Consider the following 18,762-nt stretch of genomic DNA (forward strand, 5'->3'; position numbering starts at 1 on the left):
CTCTTTCATGATCAAGCTTTCTTACTGGCGTCCGTCGCTGACGGCGTACCTGGTGCAATCTCGCGCGCGTCCCTTCAAGTGGGGTGAGCACGATTGCGCCCTGTTCGTCTGTGGCGCGATCGAGGCGATGACCGGGGAAGATTTGGCCAAGCCCTATCGTGGTCGCTACAAGAGCGCCGCGCGCGGTCTGAAGCTTATCAAAAAGGATGGCTACAAGGATCATGCCGAGTTCGCCGCGGCGTTCCTGACCGAGCTCGATCATCCTTCGCAAGCCGCTGCCGGTGACATCATCGCCTATCAGGTCGAAGGCGGTACCGGCATTGCGCTCGGCATTGTCAACAATGACCGCTCCTATGTGTTGGCGCCGGATGGCATCACGACCGTTCCGACCTTGAGTGCAATTCGCCTGTTCAGGATCCCATAATGAAAAAGACGCTTGGTATCCTGTTCGATGCGGCGACGATCTTTCTCAGTTCGACTGCGATCGCGGTCGCTGATCCGATCAGTGGTCTCATCGTTGGCCTTTCGTCAACGCTGGCCGCCGGTGGCATCGGTGCAGCCGTTCTCAAGGTCGGCATCTTCGTTGCCCTCTCGGTCGGCAAAAGCCTTCTCACCAAGGCTCTGACGAAGAAACAGACGGTACCCGGCATCAATGGCCAGATGAAGATTGGCGGCGATAATCCGCTCTCCTTCATTGTCGGCACCTATGCGACTGCCGGAACGCTTGAATACGTCAACACGTCGGGCAAGGCTGGCAAGACGCCCAACGCCTATCTTACGCAGGTCATCAGCCTGTCTGACTTTCCGGTCGACAGTCTTTCCAGCATCCTTTGGGTGAACGGTCAAAAATGTGAGATCGACTTCGCCGGCGGCCTCGATGGTGCTGATCAGGTTGGCTACAAAGTCAATGAGTTCATCGACAATGGCCAACCCTACCTCTGGGTTCGGTTCCACGACGGCCATTCCAACGTCGGCGACACCTTCCTTTATAACAAGTTCAATTCGGACAGCGTTCGGCCCTGGTCGAATGACATGATCGGCGAGGGCATCGCCTATGCGGTGATCACGGCGCGCGTGAACCGCGAGCTGCTGCCCGGTGTGCCGCAGTGCCGGTTCGGCATCCGCGGTGCTCGGCTTTACGATCCGCGCAAGGATTCGACCAATGGCGGGTCAGGCGCGCATCGTTGGGACAATCAGGCGACTTGGGAATGGACCGATAACCCAGTCGTCATCATCTACAACATCCTGCGCGGCATCTATTATGATGGCGAGTGGTTCTATGGCTTGCAGAAGATGATCGCCAGCCGGTTGCCCGTTGGCAACTGGTTCGCCGGCATGAATGAATGCGATCGCCTCATCACCAATGCGGACGGCTCGACTGAGAAGCAGTACCGGTGCGGCACCGAGATTTCCTGCGATCAGGAACCGTTGCAGATCATTGATGAACTGCGCAAGTCATGCAACGCCCGCATCGCGGAGATTGGCGGCGTCTATAAGATCCTCGTCGGCGCTGCTGCCATGCCTGTCTACGCGATGACGGATGAAACCGTTGCCGTGACCGAAGGGCAGAACTTCACGCCGTTTCCAGGCTTAGAAAGCCTATATAACGGCGTCCACGCCACCTATCCGGAGCCGGAAGAGAACTGGGGAACGAAGGATGCTCCGCCCATCTATCGCTCCGATCTCGAAGCGCAAGACGATAACCGACGTCTCATGGCGGATGCGACCTTCCCGTACGTGCCTTTCTCCCGCCAGGTGCAGCGGCTTTCCAAGGCCATGATCGAAACGGAGCGGCGTTTCCGCACTTTGAAATGGACGCTACCGCCCGAGCTCTATGAATATGAGCCGCTGGACACGATATCGGTCACCAGTGCCGAGAACGGCTTTGATGACAAGTATTTCCTGATCGAGTCCATGGATGACGGCGATAATGGCAATCAGGGCGTTGCCGTGCGCGAAGTTGATCCGGCGGATTATGACTGGAACGCCGGCACCGATGAGCGTCCGACAGTCATCGGCTCGCTCGATCCAATCCGACCCGCTCCGCAGTACGTGCAGGATTTTCAGGTGTTCCCCTACACACAGGTGGACAGCGGCGGAAAGTCCCGCCGTCCTGCCATCCTTCTGGTTTGGAACGGAGAAGAGCAGGACGAGGTGATCGGCGTTCAATATCGCATCCGAAAATCGTCATCGCTTGTCTTCGATTACATGGGACAAACCTTGGATGTGCCGAAAGGCGATCACATTATCTCCGAGTTCGTGCTTGCCAGCCAGCCTTATATCGTCAATGCCCGCTGGATCGGTGCAGAGCCCAATCGTGAGTTCCAATGGGGTGATGCTCTTCCCGTCACTGCACCCAATGTTTTGCTTGGCTCGCAGGACATCATCGTAGAACTTCAGGCTGTGCAGAATGACATGCGCAACGTCCTGGAGGGGCTTCGCGACGACCTCCAGCACGTCCAGGACAAGATTGAGCGTGTTGCGACCGATGCAGCAACCGGTACCGGGCAGAACATCGTTGATCGCAAAGTCATCGCGAAGGCGGTTGCCAATGCGACGTCGAGCATTATCGAGGAAAGCAGACAGCGTGTTGAAGAGAACCTTGCGATGTCCGAGCGCACGACGTTGCTCCAGTCGAAGGTCACTGATCCTGTCACGGGCAACGATGCTCTTTCGACGGCATTGTTTACCCTCAACACGGTTGTCGACGGGCAGGGCGAGGATATTACCGCTCTTGCGGAGGCCATCCTCGATGTCGAAGCTAGCGTCGGCGATATCTCTGCCGGCGGGCTGATAAGCTTCAAAGTGCAGATACCGCCACCGGCCGGGGTGCTTTCCCAGATCAACATCCTTGCCCGCGCAAACACCGCATCTGCCTTCATCCAATCCGGGATGGTCATTCAGGTTTATGATTCCGGCGGAGGCGTGCTCAAGAGCAAAATACTGATGCTGACTGATCAGTTTGTCATCTGGGATGGGACAACGCAGAACCTGCCGTTTGTCTATGCAGGTGGCGTCCTCAAGCTGGCGGTCGCAAATATCGGCCTGGTCACAGCGGGCATGATCCAGTCTGCCAACGGCAAGTTGCAGATCGATCTCGATAACGTTCGCATCCTTATGTCGGATTGATAAAGCATGGTAACTCGCACACTTATCGGATCATATCCCACGCTTGGCGGCGGGGCGCCGCGCATCCGTATATCGAAACCGCTGAAGGACGTTTTGTCGGCAGGGCTCAATGTGGAGGACCTGGCCTTTGACAGTTCGTGGAACGATGCGGCCGTCGTCTACAGGACCGGGATTGTAAACGTTGTTGCCCCTAAACCAGTGTACGTCAATTTCGGGGAGACATTGCCGACCGCGCCATTTTGCATCGTCTTCAGAGTGTTGAGTTCGGGCGAGTTCTGGATGGGTTCGACGGACGACACAGGCCCGAACAGTTTTAACTGGCACGCCGAATGCACGACAAGCTATCTAAGGTTCCACGGCTACCATTCCCTGGCTAACGACTACATAGGCGGGTATGTAATATTGCGGGGTCCACTGTAATGGTCCGGCGGCTTCTTATTGGCAATCATCCGACGCACGGCTTGGGCGGGTATGTCTCTGTCCCCGGCATTGACGTCTTCGCCGCGACCAAGTTCCAAATGATGTGGTCGACGCAGCAAGAACAGCTTCAAATCGTGCAGTCGGGATCGTTCTTCATAAATGGCAATGGTGAATTTGATGCTCCGGTATGGCAACCTATCTCGTGGCCGGCCATGTCGTTCATCCCCTTCGTCATGGTTGGTTCCGACCGTTATGAAATTGTCTTCCAATATCTTTCAGCGACGTCAGGGCGAGCGAGTCGCGTTCGTATTCAGGACGCTATGGTCACGGATTATCCGTCAGGAGAAACGACGGGCTATTACATGATCACAAAGACACCAAAGCCGTTTTGAGGAAGAATGAATGACCAGACGACTTTTGCTTTCTGCCGGGGTGTTCAATCTGTCCCGGGAAGGGTTCGACGTCCTTACGGCTAACGACGCGCAGTTGCTTTTTTCGTCGGACAGAGGGACACCGGCCCGCTTCGTTCGCGGCCAGTACGCCGGCAGCGTCGGCAGTGGCGGCGATGATGACGATCACACCGTATTTTTCGGCAAGACTTTCTCGGTTGTCCCCTTTGTCATTACGTCACTCTATGGGGGAGCCGGAACGTCGCGCCCGGGCAACTTTGTTCCGCAAAAGGGTTTCGGCGGTTCCCATCAGCCTTATGGCGATTTTGCCTTCAGCTTCACGCGCTTCGACGTCGATGTTTATGTGGATCACATGTATCTGCAGATGACGAGTTTGTCCTCTGCGTTCGATTATGCCGTGGACTATCTTGTATTCGATTACAGATTGGGGTTTTGAATGCTTTACCAAGTCAACAAGGATGGCAGAATTGTCCATATCACAAGCGAGCCTTCTGGCGACGGCGCAGAGGAAGCCGTAGCCAGAATCAAAAGCGATACGAGGAATGGCGAATGGTTCCAAATCTTGCCTATCCCGTATCCCGAAGAGCCCGTCATTCGCCCAGACGGCCAATATGAACTCGATCCCGATGGCAATGTCCGCATGCACGTTCCGGGCTACAGCCATCCGGACGTCTCGCTCTTTACGCACTATCACAACAAGAGAGGCGAGCTTGCGGAGCGGCCGAAAATACCGGAGCTGGTGAAAACGCAAATCCGCGCGGATGGAAAAGACTTCGTGCCGATCATCGGTCTGCCCGAACCGGTCACGATCTACGTGGATGGCGAGCCCTACGAAGTAACGGGCGGACGTCTCGACTTCACCGCGGAAGAGCCAGGGCGCTACAAGATCGAGTTCCGCTGGCCGGTGCAGGATTTCCATGGGGAGATCGTCGCGAAATGAAGATGACGTTCAGCAAGTCGATCGACAAGGAACGACTGCGGGGCAGGGCCTCCATTGACCGGTTCTTCGTGCCGCTGATCAACAATATCCTCGGTGACAAGCACGTCCTTTATGCAGCGAAATACACAGCAGCTCTTGCGCATCTATCCGGTACGCCAAGCTCTCTCATCACGGATGATCAGGAAGCCCGCGAAATCATCGTTCGCCACACCGCATCATTGGATGCCGTCGCTTCGGTCGAACAGCGCCGCCAGGCGCTTCAGTCCCGCATTGATGCGTGCAACACCGCCGCAGAGATTGACGCTCTTCTGGCCCGCGTTCTGACCACAAAGAACTAACCTCCCTTCTCATTTCTCTGCCTGCAAGACAGGTTTCAACCATTGAGGTCTCTCCATGGCACTATCCGACTATTTCTATTCGGACGGCACAATCACGGTCACCAATGGTTCAAAGGTGATAACAGGCGTGGGCACTGCTTGGCAGCTGCGCCATGCTGTGGGAGCGATCCTGTTCGTCGGTTCAAACTTTGGGTTTGTCGAAAGCGTCTCTGCTGAAGGCGCAGCTCTGCTTAAAGATAATTGGGTTGGTGCAACGTCCGCCGGCGCTGCCTACACGATGTGGCTGGTGCCGTCAGAAGCCTCGCAAAATCTTGCGAATAATCAGCGGCTTTCGGAAATCATTCAGTCGCTCGCGGCTGCCCAGGCGGAGAGCGATATTCTGACGGCTATCGGCAATCTGGTGTTTGAGGTAGACGACCTAATTGTTGCCACCGGGGCAAACACGTTCCGAGTGGCAAGTAAGCTCGAATTCACAAACGGTGCGCAGTACAACAAGCTGGTCAATACCCTTGCGGCCCGGGCGGCCTTTGATCTTCAGGTTGCCGGATATTCAGTCCTGGTTGCAGACGTTGGCGACGGACGCTCAGCGATCTATTCCAAGAACTCGGCAACTTCCGCTGATTGGTCTAATCCTGCCTATCTGACTGGTCCAGTTGGTCTTACACCTGATCTGACGATCGGCACGACGACAACGCTAGCGCCTGGCGCAGCGGCTACCGCAACCCTTACCGGAACGGATGACGATCCTGTTTTGAACCTCGGCATTCCAGCCGGTCGAGGTCCAGTTATAAAAGGGGCCTACAATCCAGCCACGGCTTATGTCTTGGACGACCAGGTTACATATCTTGGCTCTTCGTGGATAGCGCGCGGTCCGACCACTGGAAACGCGCCACCTGCTTTGCCGACGGAGGTAAATACATGGTGGCAGCTTGTCGCCAAGAAGGGCACTGACGGCTCGGGTACCGGCGATGTCGTGGGGCCTGCTGTGGCTGTTGATGGTCGCATAGCGGCGTTCGACACAACCACTGGCAAGCTCATTAAGGATGGCGGAAAGCTGGTCGCGGATGTTGTTACAGGCCCTGCGTCATCCGTTGATAGCCGCATGGCTGAATTCAGCGGAACCACAGGGAAGCTCTTGAAGGATGGCGGAGTCGTTGTTTCTGCCTACGCCAAGACATTGCTTGACGATGCGAATGCGGGGGCAGCACAAACAACGCTGGGTATATCGGCTTTCGTAAAAACGTTACTGGACGATGCCGATGCGGCCACCGCGAGAACGACGCTCGGCGCCCAGGTAGGGGGAAGCTATCAGCCAGCAGGCAGCTATCAGGCAGACCTGGGATACACGCCGGTGAACAAGGCCGGCGACACCATGACGGGAGCGCTTGGGCTGCGGACGGCGGGAACTAACACCTACCAACTTGACGCTAGCGCTTCGGTTTTGATCGCCAACGCCGCAGGAATTACCTTTAGTTCCGGTTCCGGGCTACTCATCTTACACGACAATAACAATGGCATGGTGGCAATCTTTATGCTGGGCGGGGGAGTCGTGACGTTGGTTAGCCAAACCGGGACGTCATACACCACAGTCGCGAACACGTCCGGAACGGTGAACGTGTTCTACGAAGGAGGCTTAGGCCGATATCAGGTGCAGAACGTCCGCGGCGGACCCATATTCTTGTCGACCTGCTTCATACGCACGCGAACCACAACATAAGGATGCATAATGACATACAATATCGGGGGATTTACCACCGTCGCTGGTGAGAACAGCCAATGGATTGACGCCGCTGGTACTCTGTTCATTGGCCGCGAAGGCCAAACCCTTGCCTCACTTGTGGACGAACTGAACACGCCTTGGGAGGACACAGCTCCTGAGAGCGTTATTCCTACTGTCGTGTCCCGTCGTCAGTTCAAAATGCAACTGGCGATCGCAGGATTCTCAACTCAGGTAAACGCATGGATTTCTGCGCAACCGGAGCTCGTCCAGATAGCTTTCAACGAGTCAGGTTCGTTCAATCGAACTGACGAAATGCTGGTGCTCGGCTTCGATGCACTCGGTTTCACTGTCGAGCAGGTGGATCAGTTCTTTACGGCTGCTTCTCGTATTTAAAGGCGCGCGCCTGACGATTTGCAATCGGTAGTTGCGTTTCAGTCATTCCATAATCCTAAGATCTGCGTTAAGCGGGTCTTCTTAGAGGGGTGGGGTGGGATGACTGACGCCAATTCTGTGCGCAATGTGTCGCGTTTGAAATTCAGCTACAGGCCACACATAGATGGCCTGCGGGCCATTGCTGTGCTGGGTGTGGTGCTCTTCCATTTTGGTTTGGAAGAACTGCCCGGTGGATTCATAGGAGTCGATATATTCTTCGTGATTTCGGGGTTCCTTATCTCGAAATCAATCTACAAGGAGGTGGAGTCGAGGCGTTTTTCCTTTTATTCCTTTTACGAAAGACGGGCGCGCCGAATACTTCCAGCATTCATCGTTGTGTCTTTATCTACAGCCTTGGCGGGATACTTTATTCTGTTCCCTCAAGAGCTGGCGGAATTATCCAAATCGTTAATTGCCGCTACCCTTTTTTCTGGGAATATCCACTTCTACGCGACATCCGACTACTTCTCGCCTGGCGCCAGCCAGACACCACTGCTGCATCTTTGGTCACTTGGGGTTGAGGAGCAATTTTATATCGTCTTCCCCGCCCTCGTGCTCGCAGTACACAAATGGTGGCCAAGGGCTATGGCCAGCGTAATCGTCGGTCTGATCGTAGCATCTGTGGTCGCGTCACAGATTATGTTGAGTTTGAGCCCTTCAGCCTCCTTTTATTTACTCCCATTTAGGGCTTTCGAGATACTCATCGGGAGTTGGCTCGCATTGCCGCGGCGAACCTTTCCATCTGGAAATTTGGCTCGAGTGGCCGCATATGGTGGTCTCGCCCTCATTTGCGGAGGGATGCTCTTCATAACTGCTAAGTTCCCGTTTCCTGGATTGCTTGCTTTGGTGCCTTGTGTAGGAACAGCCCTAGTAATATGGGGATGCGAGAGTACCGTGGGTTCTGTTTCCAGAGTTATGGGCAGTGGACCTATGAAGTTTTTCGGCAAAATATCTTATTCTCTGTATTTGGTGCACTGGCCCATTGCTGTGTTCGCGATCTACATTTTTCGCGACATCAATAGGTGGGAATATTTAATCTATGGAGTGGCTTCATCAACCATCTTAGCGTGGCTTTCTTACCGATACATCGAACAGCCAGTAAGGCTTCGGAAGGACTTTTGGTTTCCGTCTAGATTGATAGCTACCAGTGGTTGCGCTTTGGCTGCGTTTCTAGTGGTCTTTTCCGGTATCAACGCCGCTCAAGGATTCCCTGGAAGGGTTGTCGGAAGCGTAAATGACGTTCTGGCTTATCTAAAATACGGTGGTTCGGAAGAGATGTTCCAAAAGGGCACATGCTTCATGAATCCAGAACAAACTGCTAAAGACTACAAGGCTGATAAATGCCTCCCAAAGGGGCGTCCTAGCGTGATCTTGTGGGGTAATAGCCATATCTCACAATTTCACTGGGGCTTAAGGGCACCACTCGCCAAGCGTGGGTATGAATTAGGACAAATAACATCTTCAGGTTGTCCGCCCATAATCGGCTTGGAAGTCGTGGCGAGACCAAATTGCGGCGCATTTAACGACTTCGCAATCGCAGAAATAATGAAAACCAAGCCCGATCTACTTGTAATCGGAGGGGTATGGAATTCGTCGCCGGATGATATGGCAGTGTTCGACAAGACACTTTCAAGGCTTCACGCGCAAAACATCAAGGTCGTCGTGTTGGGTCCGCCTGCGCTTTTCAAGCGACCGGTGCCAATTATAATTGCCGATAGGCTAACCAAGGGAATCGATCTTGCATCAGATGATGACCTTGAGCGATCTCTGATTTTTAGTCGCGATGAAGCTTTGGCAAAACACTTCGCGGGCAGCTCAATGGCAACGTATGTATCGATCCTGAACACCGTTTGCAAAGACAAACAGTGTCCTCTTTCCTACTTCGGAATTCCACTGCATTTCGATATTGTGCACTTAACGAAGGAAGGCTCCGTGTACTACGGAGAGGCCCTTGCGGACAAAATCTTTCCGACGGACTAAACGATAGGTGAGGCCCGCCTCATGGGCCGCAATCCCGACGAAACGAGCCTCGCGCTGAAGGTTGAGCTCTCCGACCCGCACCAAACCTTGACGTCGGCTTAATGTTCCGGCACTCGAACCCATAATTCACACCAAGGAAATCACAAATGAAACCCGTCCGTAACTGGCGCGCGGTGCTTCGCTATGCGTGGAGCATCCGACTGATGCTGCTTGCCGGTCTGCTGTCCGGCATCGAAGCCATCCTGCCGCTACTCGACGGCGTTCTCCCTGTCCCGCCGCGGCTGTTTGCTGTGCTGACCTTTCTCACGGTTGGCCTTGCCTTCGTTGCCCGGCTCATTGCCCAGAAAGGCATCTCAGATGAAAAGTAGAATTCGCAACGCCCTTGTTGGCATCACAGCTCTTGGTGCGGTCGCGGTCGGCTATGTCGGCGGCAAGGAAGGCCTCAAGCTCTACAGCTATCCGGACATCATTGGTGTGTGGACCGGCTGCTATGGCGAGACCAATGGCATGCACAAGGGCATGAAGTTCACCAAGGGCCAGTGCGATTCGATGCTCGTTGACAGCCTGGTCGACCACGAGACGGGCATGCGCAAGTGCCTCAAAAACCCCGACGCCATTCCTGACAAGTCGTATCTCGCCTTTCTCTCCGGAACTTACAACATCGGAGTAGGGGCATTCTGCCGATCGAGCATGGCGCGCCTGGCGAACCTCGGGGATCTACGCGGCGCATGCAATGCGCTGATGCTTCACGTCAACGCGGGCGCAAAGAAGAAGGTGCGCGGCTTGGTTCTGCGCCGAACAGATGAAAGGGCGATGTGCCTTGAGGGACTGAAATGACCGTCGTGGCTATTTTACGTGCGCTCGGCATTCCGCTCTGCATCTTCCTCGTGATGCTTGGCTACTACGAAGGTGTGCCGGTTCTCCGTGACATACCCTTTGCCGATCGCGTCCCGGTTGTGCGCGAGCTGATCGCCGGCCGCGTGCCTTCCGAGCGAGCAAAAGCTGCGGACGCGGCTAGACAGGGCTATGTGACGGAGGCGCGCGCTACCGCAGCAGAAGCCAAGACAGCCGAACTGCAGCGCCAGGTCAATGCCGGTCAACTCGTCATCTCCAGCTATCAGAAAATTGCCAAGAACGATCGAGCTAGAGACGAGCAGATCGCGGCGGACACCGAAACAAGGATTCGAGACCATGAAAAACTCCTACGCTCTGCTGGTCGCAACTGCGATCTCAATGCTGATGATATCCGGATGTACGAGTCTCGATAAGCAATTGAGGACTGCCGCCACTCAGACCGGCACAGCTCAGGCGCGCGTCACTCTGCCTGCCTATCCCGATGATTGCCGGGTGAAGGAAGCCCATGCAGCGCTTGTCGTGGGTTCCGAGGTGCGATCGGTCCTCAAACGGGAAAGGCTTGCCCTCGACCGACAGAACAGTCGCACAGACCGATGCGCTGGCTTTTACGACAATATCAGCAAGACGATTCAATAGCGTTGCAGGAAAGACGGGCAGGGAATGGCACTAGGAAACATGGACATGCCAAATGGAAACGGAATGCTCAGCGAGGAAGCGAGGTTCGCGGCACTCTCGCAACGGGTTACAGGCATTGAGACCAGTGTCAGCGGTCTTGCTCAGCAACTGTCGCAGTTTGTCGCCAAGTTCGATGAGCGGCAGAGAACGCCTTGGGGGCTGCTTGTTTCAATAGCGTTGGCAATCCTCGCGTACGTGACCACGATCGGCGGTTTGGCCTATGCTCCGGTCTGGTCTGCCATTTCCCGGATCGAAACAACCCAGTCGCAGAGCCAGCAGCGGCTTGAGACGGCGCTCACCAGATTCAGCGAAAGCGCGGTTTCCCTCGGGTCATTCACCGATTTTAAAAACACCTATGAGAACAACCGGATTATCTCGCGCAATGAGAACATCGATAAATTCGGCGTAATCAAGCAGGATATCGACAAGATCAAAGACGACCAGGTACCACGCAAGGAGCATGAGCGGGTTTGGCTCTCCTACGATGCGCAGCTCGCGGCCGATCGGGAAGCCCGCATGGCTGCAAGCCAGAACCTCCAGCGTCAGATTGACGAGATCAAGCAGACGCAATCTGGCTTCTTCGGTCAGCGAGATCTGAACATGCAGGTACTCGACAGACTGGAGCGCATCGAGAGAGACCGGCGTGCCGCCAGCCCTTGAATAGAAACTGAATATATGATGATCGTTTTACAAATGAGCCCCACTGTCCTTCGGGATGGTGGGGCTTTTTGCGTTTCTGGCGGAACCGATTGCTAGCCCAATTGTTCAGTAGAGGACAATTCAAGGAAAATGAGATGACTGAGAAGCCAGGGCAGGTGGTAAGGCTGGAAGCATTCAGGCCAGAATACCGGTTCGCTCTTCGTTTTCGTTTCCGCGTGTGGTGGGACTTCAAGTTTTTGCCGCTGCTGGACCGCCTGAAAACCATAGAGAACCAACCTCAAGCCCGCCGTCGCGGCTTTCGTTTATGCCACCGGAAGGGCTTGCCAACCCGCGGCCCACGCTCCGGCTCATCAACGTAATTGCCGTGCTGCCTGGTTGAAAGCGAAGCGTGCTGCGCCGGGTGACAGTTCTCCCTCAAGGCTTTGAGCTGCGCGTGCTGGGAGCAATCTGCATCTCGCAAGTCCAAGGCGCTCTAGGATATTGCATTAATTGCGCTTTCGATGTTCCACAGATATTCTTCCGTTGCTGCCTGCCCATCCACCCCAATACTTATGGCAGCACTAGGCCGAAGCCGACGAAGCAGACGCGTACTGTACCGCTTTTGCTTTGGCGCTTCGGCCACTTTTTCCACAAGCTCGACCGGGCCGAACGAAGAGGCCCTTCTGTTTTATCGTTGAGCTTGTCCGGCAGGTGAAGTCTCGAACGAGATCGGTATGCCGTCGGGATCGCTGAGGGCTTTCTTGATCGCATTGAGAAATGCCTCGGGATCATCGATCACCACCCGCACAGTTTTGGGCTTCTTGAAGGCATTCAGCCCAGAAAACCTTAAGGTGGCCGTGCGTTCGTCATATCGGATCGTTTGGAGTTCGCGCATACGCATGGCCCGGTTCCTCAGTTGGCAGACACCACCGGGATTCCAAACTCTTCTGTCATAATCAAGTGTGCTGAATGTCCAAAGCGACGATTGATGAGGCCCGACGCTCATCAAAGGGGCTTTGCTTCAACGTCGGGCCTCGTGGCGAGGAACTGGCTTTCCTCGCTGATGCCGCAGCGAAATAAGTGTTCCGGCCGTCCTCAATTCTAAGTCCGCCCGCGGACAGTGCCCTGTCGTTGGAACAATTTTCAGCTCGTGATGGTTGGCAAATTCGACCTACCGCATACGAGAGCTATTCTTTGCCACTGATGCTTTTCCAGAAATTGCGGCGTTTAGCGTGGCATGGTGGAGATATCTAAGATTCTGCCTCGTTTGTTTCGAGGTCAGACGCAGTTATCGCGGCTGCCAATTGTTCCGGGCCCCCGTTTGCCAATTCGTGCACCTGAAGCGGATCCTGATCGATCCCTTCGATTTGGCCATTGTCCAGTCGAAATGCGCCGTTCAACCCCCCTTGTGAGAAGAAATCGGCTTCCAGCTCGCTCCAAGACCCCAGGTACTCGCTGCAGCTGGTGCAGTGGATAGGCGTGTAGGCAGTTACGTCTTCTGGGATTTTCAAATAGATCGTTTTACAGTTCGGACAGTCCAACTTGTGGTCCAGTTCCTGAGACATGTTGGGACCCTGTGAAAAGAAGCATTCTTGAGGATGAAGATATTCCCATCCATAAACTTTGCTACCGATGGTCGCACCTCAAATGATATCGCCAGATGGTGCGCATTTCCGCCTATGTCACAAAAAGCCCGATCAGCAGGAAGGGTGTGATCAGCTGATCGGGCTCTTGGCCCTCACAAGGACCTGCCGACGGAGGTCGGACCAAAAAGATAACATCCATTCCGAGACGGACAATCAGACTGATGGCGCAAGAGGTGGTGGCAAAGGTCTTACAGACGCTTTCTTCGACGACGCATTAGGAGATAGTTGCAAAACAGTGTACACTGATTGCTTCAGGGAAGCGACTCAAGACGATTGAGCTCAATTATATTGTCCGACCTTTCTGTGGCGATAACGTATTCCAATGACTGCGACATGTCCCAGGATCGATGTTCGGTCCTGAAGCACCGGGTCCATATTGCCTGGTGGAAAGTTTTTCATGACCATTCGACAAACGGCGACTACCAACAAATTACTCAATGGACTTACCACTACTGATTTCGCTCTGTTGAGCCCACACCTGCAACAACGTAATTTTGCACTAAAAGAATATCTCGAACGCGCGAGCCAGCCTATAAGCTGTGCGGTCTTCCTTGACTCTGCCATCGCGTCAACGGTTGCGAGCAGCCCAGCTGGTGAAGATGTGGAGGTCGGCTTGAGCGGCCTTGAGGGAATGACCGGTACGGCGCTGGTGTTGCAAGGAGAAACGGCTCCGCTCGACATCTATATTCGATGTGCGGGTTTCGGTTATGCCCTGCCAGCATGCGTCCTTGTAGCGGCGTTGAAGCAGAGCCGCACTCTGGAGACCAGACTGCTGAGTTACGTGCAAACCATGATCGTCCAGGCGGCCTCGACGGCTTTGGTCAATGGCGTAGCCGATGCCGAGACGCGGCTTGCCAGGTGGCTGCTGATGCTGCACGACCGCAGCGCCGGCTCGAATATTTCGGTCACTCACAAGTTCATGGCGGTGATGCTTGCGATGCACCGGCCATGGGTTACCGAGACGCTGCACGTGCTTGAGGGCAAGCGTTTGATCCGGTCCACGCGCGGAAATGTGCACATACTTGACCGAGCCGGTTTGATCGCTGCGGCGAAGGGCTTTTATGGCATGGCGGAGAAAGAATACGAGAGGATCATGGCCCGGGCAAATGCGGGCCTGACCTGCGGCTCGTGAAAGGATAGCTCTGTCCGCCAGAGGACAGCAACCTTTCAAACTGTCGCTGGTTCGGGGCGAATGGACGAACTCGCATTTCTAAATGTCTCGATTTTGGGTCCGCGCTCGGGAGAGCATCGGGTGATCAATTCCGTGTCTGCAGCTCTCGCGTTCATGCTGGAGCGTTGGCCGGGTGAAACAGGACCCAAACGCCAGATCGCCCTTGAAGCCTTGGAAAGCGCTATTGCCGGGGACACGTCTGCCGAAGACGCAAGAACCGCCTTCGTCTATGCAGCTGACGAGGCGGGAATTCTAAAACCTTTAGATAACCGCAGAGCCCCTGCATAGGACACTAGCAGGCGATACTGTCCCGCTGGCTGCCGATAGCCGAAACCAGCGTCTCCTGATCTGCCGCAGCAACGGCGATCTCCTTTGGATCGCGCAGCCCTTGATCGAATAGCTTCATGACCATCCGGGCAAGTCTGTCTGCGTTCTCGTGGGTGGTCGGATCGCGCTGAAGTATTGCAGAGGCCATCATGTGGGCTGTCTGCATCGTCATCCAGTCGTCGTTGGAGTAGGTGAGACTATCAACTATGCCTAACATCCTAGTCCTCCTCATTCGAAAAGGCAGAGAGCACAAACTTTGTGACACTCACGATCCCGGCAGCTTCGAGCACTCTCCCGTGGTTGGGCTTTCTGCTCATTGGTCAACGGATTGGCGCCGCGCCACTCTCTCGCGGCTGCCTTGGATTTGCCAGCGGCCTTGATCGTATAATCGTCTCCGTTTATTTGTGCAACGCAGCAACCTTCTCGCACGTGCAGCATTTCAGCTGATACTGGGGTTGTATTGCGAAGGAGCGTCTGATGAGGAATATCGCCGACACGATCCGACGACTGAAGGTGAAGCAACTTGTCAATGACTCCGGGCGCATCAGCACGAACACCCGCCTGAGTATCCTCCCGGATTTTGGCTTGAACCCAGGAAGATTACGCGCGTGGAAGTATATACCGGCTGTTCTTCCTGCCAATGCTCCGCTCGTGGTCATCCTCCATGGCTGCACGCAGACGGCAGCGGAGTATGATCTCGGCTCGGGCTGGTCAGCACTTGCCGACAGATTTGGATTTGCCTTGCTTTTCCCAGAACAACAGCGGGTCAACAATCCCAACCTTTGCTTCAACTGGTTCTCCCCGTCACAAACCACTCGGGGTCATGGAGAGGTGTTGTCCATCAGGCAGATGATAGAAACCGTTATTGCGGAACACTCGCTGGATAGCCAGAGGACTTTTATCACCGGCTTGTCCGCGGGGGGCGCTATGACCTCGGCCATGCTGGCTACCTACCCCGAAACATTCAAAGCGGGTGCGATCATCGCCGGATTGCCCTACGGAACTGCATCAACCATTCCCGAAGCTTTCGATCGCATGCGAGGACACGGTCTGGAAGATAGTAAGACACTTGCAGACCGTGTCAGACAGGCCTCCGATCATAAGGGACCTTGGCCCTCTGTATCTGTTTGGCACGGGAACGCAGTAAAACCGTTGTGCCCGTCAACATGGAGGCAATCATTGCGCAGTGGCATTGCGTACATGCGATTGCCGAAAGACCGGTGGTCAGGATCGTCGATGGTCACACTCTTCGCCAGTGGAGGGATAGCAACGGGACCATTGCTATCGACGCGTATACGATAGCGGGGATGGGACACGGAACGCCTATCAGCGTCTCGGGGCCAAACAGTTGCGGAAGAGCTCAACCCTTCATGCTTGACGCGAATATTTCGTCAACTTGGCACATCGCCAAGACTTGGCGTCTGCTGGATATGGAGCGAGAAACGACGGAAGTGCCCGAGCCTCAACAAACAAGCGAGTTGGCTTCCCAAATTCCACCCGTGAAAAGTCGCTCCGCGGAAACCATAGAATATGCACTGCGAGCCGCAGGTCTGATGAAATAGTGTGAGATAATTTCCAGCGCACCTAGTTGCCGTTCAACCGGTAGGCGCGGGTCAGATGAACGATCTTTCAGGACCGAATGTGGTAGAACTTGTCGTCAGCAGTCGGTGCCGACTGCGGGAGTGGCAGTCTGGGAGATCATCAGCGGGAAATCTTGCGTGGCGCTTTTTACGAACTTGCCGCGGCTTGCCTAGAGCTTTCTATCGGGGAAATCGATCTGGCCATAGAACAATACCTCGAGCGACGGCTCCGCAGTCCAAGGCTGTCCTCTGGATTGAAGTTTTCGGTTAGCTACTGTCGTGCCCGACCAATAATGGTCGCAGATTGACCCAAAGGTTTCCCGATCCAGACTGTGGTCCAAACGAAGAAAATCGATCCAAGATGTGTCATGCAGTGAAAATCGATATTTTCCGGCCGTTCTGCCAACCTTCAATATCCTTCCTCGAACGTGTTCGGGGTGAGATCTGGCGTACTGCTCCGCGTCATATTCAGAATTGAGCAGATATAGCGCGTGAAGCCTTGAAGGGAGATTTCTGTCCCTGTGCCAACGATGCACATCGAGCTCATACTCAATCGCATAATGCTTCATTACATTCGTATGGAAGGGTGTCAGCATGATTTCATGCTTTATGGGGTTTGGCTGGTACGGTAGCTTTGATGGGTCGTCGTCAGCAGGATCCAGCGGTCCGCCGATGAAACAACCAACGCGCACAAGGTTGTGTTGAACCAAAGGGTTTTCCGGCGGTACCCACACAAAAAAGTCCCTCGGGTCTTCAGCCACAACTACCGGCATAGCTGCACCTTGGGTGCAGGATTGATTGTTCCGGCACTTGAAACCATCCGAAAGTGGGCGCGGTGCCCCGCCACGCGTAGAGCGTCCGGTTGATGCTGTTGCCGGCACGCCGTCAGGGTTCCCATTGCTCCCGATCCTTGAAATCTTATCGGTGTTTGCGCTTGGAAACCTCTTGCTCGATCCTTTGCCGGTTGCCGTTGTATTTGAGAATGAGCTGCTCCGCGTCGTCACGGCCAAGCTTCAGCGCTTGCATCAGGTAATTAACCTCGTATTTCTCTTCTGCGGCAACCGTGCTGCGGTCGCGTGCACCTCGTTTGGTCTTGTCGTCAGCCATCGCCTTCCTCCTTGGCAGTTAGATCAAACACCTTCGCATGGTCGGCGACTTCCCGCAGTCCCTTGAAGGACGTGTGTCGGAGCTTGCCGTCATGTGCGCCGAACGTAACTTCGGCAACGAGTCTTGGTTCCGTGAAGACGAGTGTTTTGCCTTTGACTGGTGCTTACTGGCTGCCAGCAACAGGCTGGCGATCGAGCCGCGCACCTTGATTGAAGGCTCATAACCGATGACGGCAAAGCTCTCGCTCGTGTTGCATTTGATCTTGAGCCAGTCGCCCCAACGGCCGGAGCGGTATATCTTGTTTCTGTCCTTGGCGATAATGCCTTCAAGCCCGAGCTTGCACGCATGCTTCAGCAAGGCCTCGCCATCTCCCTCGATCTCTTCCGACAACCGGATCGCGCCATCTGCATTCTCTAGAAGACTGTTCAGCAGGTGTCGGCGCGTCGATAGCTCGGTGCCGGTCAGGTCGTGACCGTCGAAATACAGAAGGTCGAAGGCATAGAGGAGGGCATTTCATACGATGCGCAGCTCGCGGCCGATCGCGAAGCACGAACGGCAGCAAACCAAAACCTCCAGCGTCAGATCGATGAGATCAAGCAGACGCAATCCGGGTTCTTTGGACAGCGCGAGCTGAACATGCAGGTGCTGGCCGGAGCGATAGAGAGAGACCGACGACAATCACTGCCACCACCCTGAAACCTTAGTTATAAGTCAACCAAGCGTACCGTCCGTAGGGATAGTGCGGCGCTTTTCTGCGTTTTACGCCCTGCGACGCGGCTTGACAAAGCTCGGACGCTTCAGGAGTCGAGAGGATCGCGTCCGGTACGGAGAAGGCTGGCGATGGCTCGTAGCGTCCGTTCTGCAATAATTTTTGCATTGACAAATTCCCCGAACCCTAGTGGAAAGGCATAATGCAGAGGTTCATAATCCACTTTTTGGGTAGCCGTTCAGCGCCGTTTAAGGTTCTGCTTGCTCTCACATTGCTTATCATGACCTCAATGCAGTTTGCGGCCTACGCGCAAAACAGTGCAGATATTTTGCAAGCATATAGCTCTGATCAAACGCGAATGGACGGGCATTCTCATGCCGTTGGACATCATTTTGCAGATATAGATGAACCTGCAGTCTCGAAATCCGGCTTGTCTGTCGAAAAGCATTCACCCAATCATCCTTCCGCAGACACGGACTGTGAAGTTTATTGTTCACCGCTTGCCGCATCTGCTCAGAGCTATTTTCGGCCATTGCTTCAGCCCAAGCGCAGTTTCGAGCCTGTTTCGCATCGTGTCCTCACATCGAGCGCCTACGACGATCAGTCTCGCCCCCCCAAACACCTGATCTGACCCTTCCGTCTGTCGACGGTGAACTCTGCGCCAACGTCTGTTCGCGCGGCTTC

Annotated in this window: 23 protein-coding genes and 2 pseudogenes; 19 read left to right on the top strand and 6 right to left on the bottom strand. The window is 54.8% G+C overall.

From position 1 onward, the window contains the following. The first annotated feature begins 7 nt into the window (after positions 1-7). From CU100_RS09715 to CU100_RS09785, 14 genes are all read left to right on the top strand, one after another. The gene (locus CU100_RS09715; protein WP_106716395.1) at positions 8-424 is read left to right on the top strand and encodes a DUF6950 family protein; all 417 of its coding nucleotides are present in this window, start codon (positions 8-10) and stop codon (positions 422-424) included. Continuing rightward, the gene (locus tag CU100_RS09720) at positions 424-3,129 is read left to right on the top strand and encodes a phage tail protein (RefSeq protein WP_106716396.1); all 2,706 of its coding nucleotides are present in this window, start codon (positions 424-426) and stop codon (positions 3,127-3,129) included. Before CU100_RS09715 ends, CU100_RS09720 begins: the two co-directional genes overlap by 1 nt. A 6-nt stretch (positions 3,130-3,135) precedes the next feature. Continuing rightward, positions 3,136-3,549 (top strand): hypothetical protein, encoded by a 414-nt coding sequence (locus CU100_RS09725; protein ID WP_106716397.1) that lies wholly within the window; start codon positions 3,136-3,138, stop codon positions 3,547-3,549. A 41-nt stretch (positions 3,550-3,590) separates the two neighbouring features. After that, positions 3,591-3,941 carry a hypothetical protein gene (locus CU100_RS09730; RefSeq protein WP_146141826.1) on the top strand — a complete coding sequence of 117 codons (351 nt, stop codon included), beginning with the start codon at positions 3,591-3,593 and terminating at the stop codon, positions 3,939-3,941. A 10-nt stretch (positions 3,942-3,951) separates the two neighbouring features. Next, a complete protein-coding gene (locus CU100_RS09735) occupies positions 3,952-4,395 on the top strand; it encodes a hypothetical protein (protein WP_106716399.1) in 444 nt (147 codons plus the stop codon). Further along, positions 4,396-4,899: a hypothetical protein gene (locus CU100_RS09740; RefSeq protein WP_106716400.1), complete on the top strand. Its 504-nt coding sequence runs from the start codon at positions 4,396-4,398 to the stop codon at positions 4,897-4,899. Next, on the top strand, positions 4,896-5,237 hold the full coding sequence (locus CU100_RS09745) for a hypothetical protein (protein WP_106716401.1): 342 nt from the start codon (positions 4,896-4,898) through the stop codon (positions 5,235-5,237). The genes CU100_RS09740 and CU100_RS09745 overlap by 4 nt, the downstream gene beginning before the upstream one ends. 55 nt (positions 5,238-5,292) lie before the next feature. Continuing rightward, complete coding sequence (locus tag CU100_RS26815; RefSeq protein WP_106716402.1) at positions 5,293-6,954, top strand: hypothetical protein; 1,662 nt, start codon at positions 5,293-5,295, stop codon at positions 6,952-6,954. A gap of 9 nt (positions 6,955-6,963) precedes the next feature. Beyond that, positions 6,964-7,350 (top strand): hypothetical protein, encoded by a 387-nt coding sequence (locus tag CU100_RS09755; protein ID WP_245418983.1) that lies wholly within the window; start codon positions 6,964-6,966, stop codon positions 7,348-7,350. A 99-nt stretch (positions 7,351-7,449) separates the two neighbouring features. Continuing rightward, on the top strand, positions 7,450-9,369 hold the full coding sequence (locus CU100_RS09760; RefSeq protein WP_106716403.1) for an acyltransferase family protein: 1,920 nt from the start codon (positions 7,450-7,452) through the stop codon (positions 9,367-9,369). A gap of 146 nt (positions 9,370-9,515) precedes the next feature. After that, a complete protein-coding gene (locus CU100_RS09765) occupies positions 9,516-9,737 on the top strand; it encodes a DUF7940 domain-containing protein (RefSeq protein ID WP_106716404.1) in 222 nt (73 codons plus the stop codon). Then, complete coding sequence (locus CU100_RS09770; protein WP_106716405.1) at positions 9,727-10,206, top strand: lysozyme; 480 nt, start codon at positions 9,727-9,729, stop codon at positions 10,204-10,206. The genes CU100_RS09765 and CU100_RS09770 overlap by 11 nt, the downstream gene beginning before the upstream one ends. Next, complete coding sequence (locus CU100_RS09775; RefSeq protein ID WP_106716406.1) at positions 10,203-10,637, top strand: hypothetical protein; 435 nt, start codon at positions 10,203-10,205, stop codon at positions 10,635-10,637. The genes CU100_RS09770 and CU100_RS09775 overlap by 4 nt, the downstream gene beginning before the upstream one ends. Before the next feature lie 268 nt (positions 10,638-10,905). Continuing rightward, on the top strand, positions 10,906-11,559 hold the full coding sequence (locus CU100_RS09785) for a hypothetical protein (protein ID WP_146141827.1): 654 nt from the start codon (positions 10,906-10,908) through the stop codon (positions 11,557-11,559). 667 nt (positions 11,560-12,226) lie between these two features. Here the strand turns inward: CU100_RS09785 and CU100_RS09790 are convergent. Both CU100_RS09790 and CU100_RS26820 read right to left on the bottom strand, forming a co-directional pair. Continuing rightward, a complete protein-coding gene (locus CU100_RS09790; protein ID WP_106716409.1) occupies positions 12,227-12,439 on the bottom strand; it encodes a hypothetical protein in 213 nt (70 codons plus the stop codon). A gap of 349 nt (positions 12,440-12,788) precedes the next feature. Next, complete coding sequence (locus CU100_RS26820; RefSeq protein WP_170113772.1) at positions 12,789-13,103, bottom strand: hypothetical protein; 315 nt, start codon at positions 13,101-13,103, stop codon at positions 12,789-12,791. Between the two features lie 478 nt (positions 13,104-13,581). On the opposite strand from CU100_RS26820, the gene CU100_RS09805 reads away from it, so the two are divergent. Together CU100_RS09805 and CU100_RS09810 are read left to right on the top strand one after the other, a co-directional pair. After that, a complete protein-coding gene (locus CU100_RS09805) occupies positions 13,582-14,316 on the top strand; it encodes a Crp/Fnr family transcriptional regulator (RefSeq protein ID WP_106716411.1) in 735 nt (244 codons plus the stop codon). Positions 14,317-14,376: 60 nt separating this feature from the next. Continuing rightward, complete coding sequence (locus CU100_RS09810; protein WP_106716412.1) at positions 14,377-14,643, top strand: DUF982 domain-containing protein; 267 nt, start codon at positions 14,377-14,379, stop codon at positions 14,641-14,643. Positions 14,644-14,647: 4 nt separating this feature from the next. Here the strand turns inward: CU100_RS09810 and CU100_RS09815 are convergent, their stop codons facing one another. Then, positions 14,648-14,899 carry a hypothetical protein gene (locus CU100_RS09815; RefSeq protein WP_106716413.1) on the bottom strand — a complete coding sequence of 84 codons (252 nt, stop codon included), beginning with the start codon at positions 14,897-14,899 and terminating at the stop codon, positions 14,648-14,650. A 260-nt stretch (positions 14,900-15,159) separates the two neighbouring features. On the opposite strand from CU100_RS09815, the pseudogene CU100_RS09820 reads away from it, so the two are divergent. Beyond that, a pseudogene (locus CU100_RS09820) lies at positions 15,160-16,244 on the top strand (extracellular catalytic domain type 1 short-chain-length polyhydroxyalkanoate depolymerase). Positions 16,245-16,432: 188 nt separating this feature from the next. Here the strand turns inward: CU100_RS09820 and CU100_RS09825 are convergent. The 3 genes and pseudogenes from CU100_RS09825 to CU100_RS09835 form a co-directional block, all read right to left on the bottom strand. Beyond that, a complete protein-coding gene (locus CU100_RS09825) occupies positions 16,433-17,035 on the bottom strand; it encodes a hypothetical protein (protein WP_106716414.1) in 603 nt (200 codons plus the stop codon). A gap of 145 nt (positions 17,036-17,180) precedes the next feature. Beyond that, positions 17,181-17,369, bottom strand: a complete 189-nt coding sequence (locus CU100_RS09830; RefSeq protein ID WP_106716415.1) for a DUF3606 domain-containing protein — start codon at positions 17,367-17,369, stop codon at positions 17,181-17,183. Continuing rightward, positions 17,362-17,879, bottom strand: a pseudogene (locus CU100_RS09835) (ATP-dependent DNA ligase); the annotation flags it as partial. The gene CU100_RS09830 and the pseudogene CU100_RS09835, both read right to left, overlap by 8 nt. Here CU100_RS09835 and CU100_RS09840 point away from each other — a divergent pair. Further along, positions 17,838-18,065 carry a hypothetical protein gene (locus tag CU100_RS09840; RefSeq protein WP_106716416.1) on the top strand — a complete coding sequence of 76 codons (228 nt, stop codon included), beginning with the start codon at positions 17,838-17,840 and terminating at the stop codon, positions 18,063-18,065. The pseudogene CU100_RS09835 and the gene CU100_RS09840 sit on opposite strands and share 42 nt — an antisense overlap. Before the next feature lie 215 nt (positions 18,066-18,280). Beyond that, positions 18,281-18,709: a hypothetical protein gene (locus tag CU100_RS09845; RefSeq protein WP_106716417.1), complete on the top strand. Its 429-nt coding sequence runs from the start codon at positions 18,281-18,283 to the stop codon at positions 18,707-18,709. Positions 18,710-18,762 lie beyond the last annotated feature (53 nt).

The organism is Phyllobacterium endophyticum, assembly GCF_003010935.1.
Lineage (GTDB): Bacteria > Pseudomonadota > Alphaproteobacteria > Rhizobiales > Rhizobiaceae > Phyllobacterium > Phyllobacterium endophyticum.

Bases quoted from the DNA above. Each gene is read 5' to 3' on its own strand.
- CU100_RS09810 (WP_106716412.1), top strand. From the start codon at position 14,377: ATGGACGAACTCGCATTTCTAAATGTCTCGATTTTGGGTCCGCGCTCG.
- CU100_RS09815 (WP_106716413.1), bottom strand. From the start codon at position 14,899: ATGTTAGGCATAGTTGATAGTCTCACCTACTCCAACGACGACTGGATG.
- CU100_RS09770 (WP_106716405.1), top strand. From the start codon at position 9,727: ATGAAAAGTAGAATTCGCAACGCCCTTGTTGGCATCACAGCTCTTGGT.
- CU100_RS09735 (WP_106716399.1), top strand. From the start codon at position 3,952: ATGACCAGACGACTTTTGCTTTCTGCCGGGGTGTTCAATCTGTCCCGG.
- CU100_RS09765 (WP_106716404.1), top strand. From the start codon at position 9,516: ATGAAACCCGTCCGTAACTGGCGCGCGGTGCTTCGCTATGCGTGGAGC.
- CU100_RS09740 (WP_106716400.1), top strand. From the start codon at position 4,396: ATGCTTTACCAAGTCAACAAGGATGGCAGAATTGTCCATATCACAAGC.
- CU100_RS09775 (WP_106716406.1), top strand. From the start codon at position 10,203: ATGACCGTCGTGGCTATTTTACGTGCGCTCGGCATTCCGCTCTGCATC.
- CU100_RS09755 (WP_245418983.1), top strand. From the start codon at position 6,964: ATGACATACAATATCGGGGGATTTACCACCGTCGCTGGTGAGAACAGC.
- CU100_RS09790 (WP_106716409.1), bottom strand. From the start codon at position 12,439: ATGCGTATGCGCGAACTCCAAACGATCCGATATGACGAACGCACGGCC.
- CU100_RS26820 (WP_170113772.1), bottom strand. From the start codon at position 13,103: ATGTCTCAGGAACTGGACCACAAGTTGGACTGTCCGAACTGTAAAACG.
- CU100_RS09805 (WP_106716411.1), top strand. From the start codon at position 13,582: ATGACCATTCGACAAACGGCGACTACCAACAAATTACTCAATGGACTT.
- CU100_RS09830 (WP_106716415.1), bottom strand. From the start codon at position 17,369: ATGGCTGACGACAAGACCAAACGAGGTGCACGCGACCGCAGCACGGTT.
- CU100_RS09825 (WP_106716414.1), bottom strand. From the start codon at position 17,035: ATGCCGGTAGTTGTGGCTGAAGACCCGAGGGACTTTTTTGTGTGGGTA.
- CU100_RS09785 (WP_146141827.1), top strand. From the start codon at position 10,906: ATGCCAAATGGAAACGGAATGCTCAGCGAGGAAGCGAGGTTCGCGGCA.
- CU100_RS09720 (WP_106716396.1), top strand. From the start codon at position 424: ATGAAAAAGACGCTTGGTATCCTGTTCGATGCGGCGACGATCTTTCTC.
- CU100_RS09725 (WP_106716397.1), top strand. From the start codon at position 3,136: ATGGTAACTCGCACACTTATCGGATCATATCCCACGCTTGGCGGCGGG.
- CU100_RS09745 (WP_106716401.1), top strand. From the start codon at position 4,896: ATGAAGATGACGTTCAGCAAGTCGATCGACAAGGAACGACTGCGGGGC.
- CU100_RS09760 (WP_106716403.1), top strand. From the start codon at position 7,450: ATGACTGACGCCAATTCTGTGCGCAATGTGTCGCGTTTGAAATTCAGC.
- CU100_RS09715 (WP_106716395.1), top strand. From the start codon at position 8: ATGATCAAGCTTTCTTACTGGCGTCCGTCGCTGACGGCGTACCTGGTG.
- CU100_RS26815 (WP_106716402.1), top strand. From the start codon at position 5,293: ATGGCACTATCCGACTATTTCTATTCGGACGGCACAATCACGGTCACC.
- CU100_RS09845 (WP_106716417.1), top strand. From the start codon at position 18,281: ATGCAGAGGTTCATAATCCACTTTTTGGGTAGCCGTTCAGCGCCGTTT.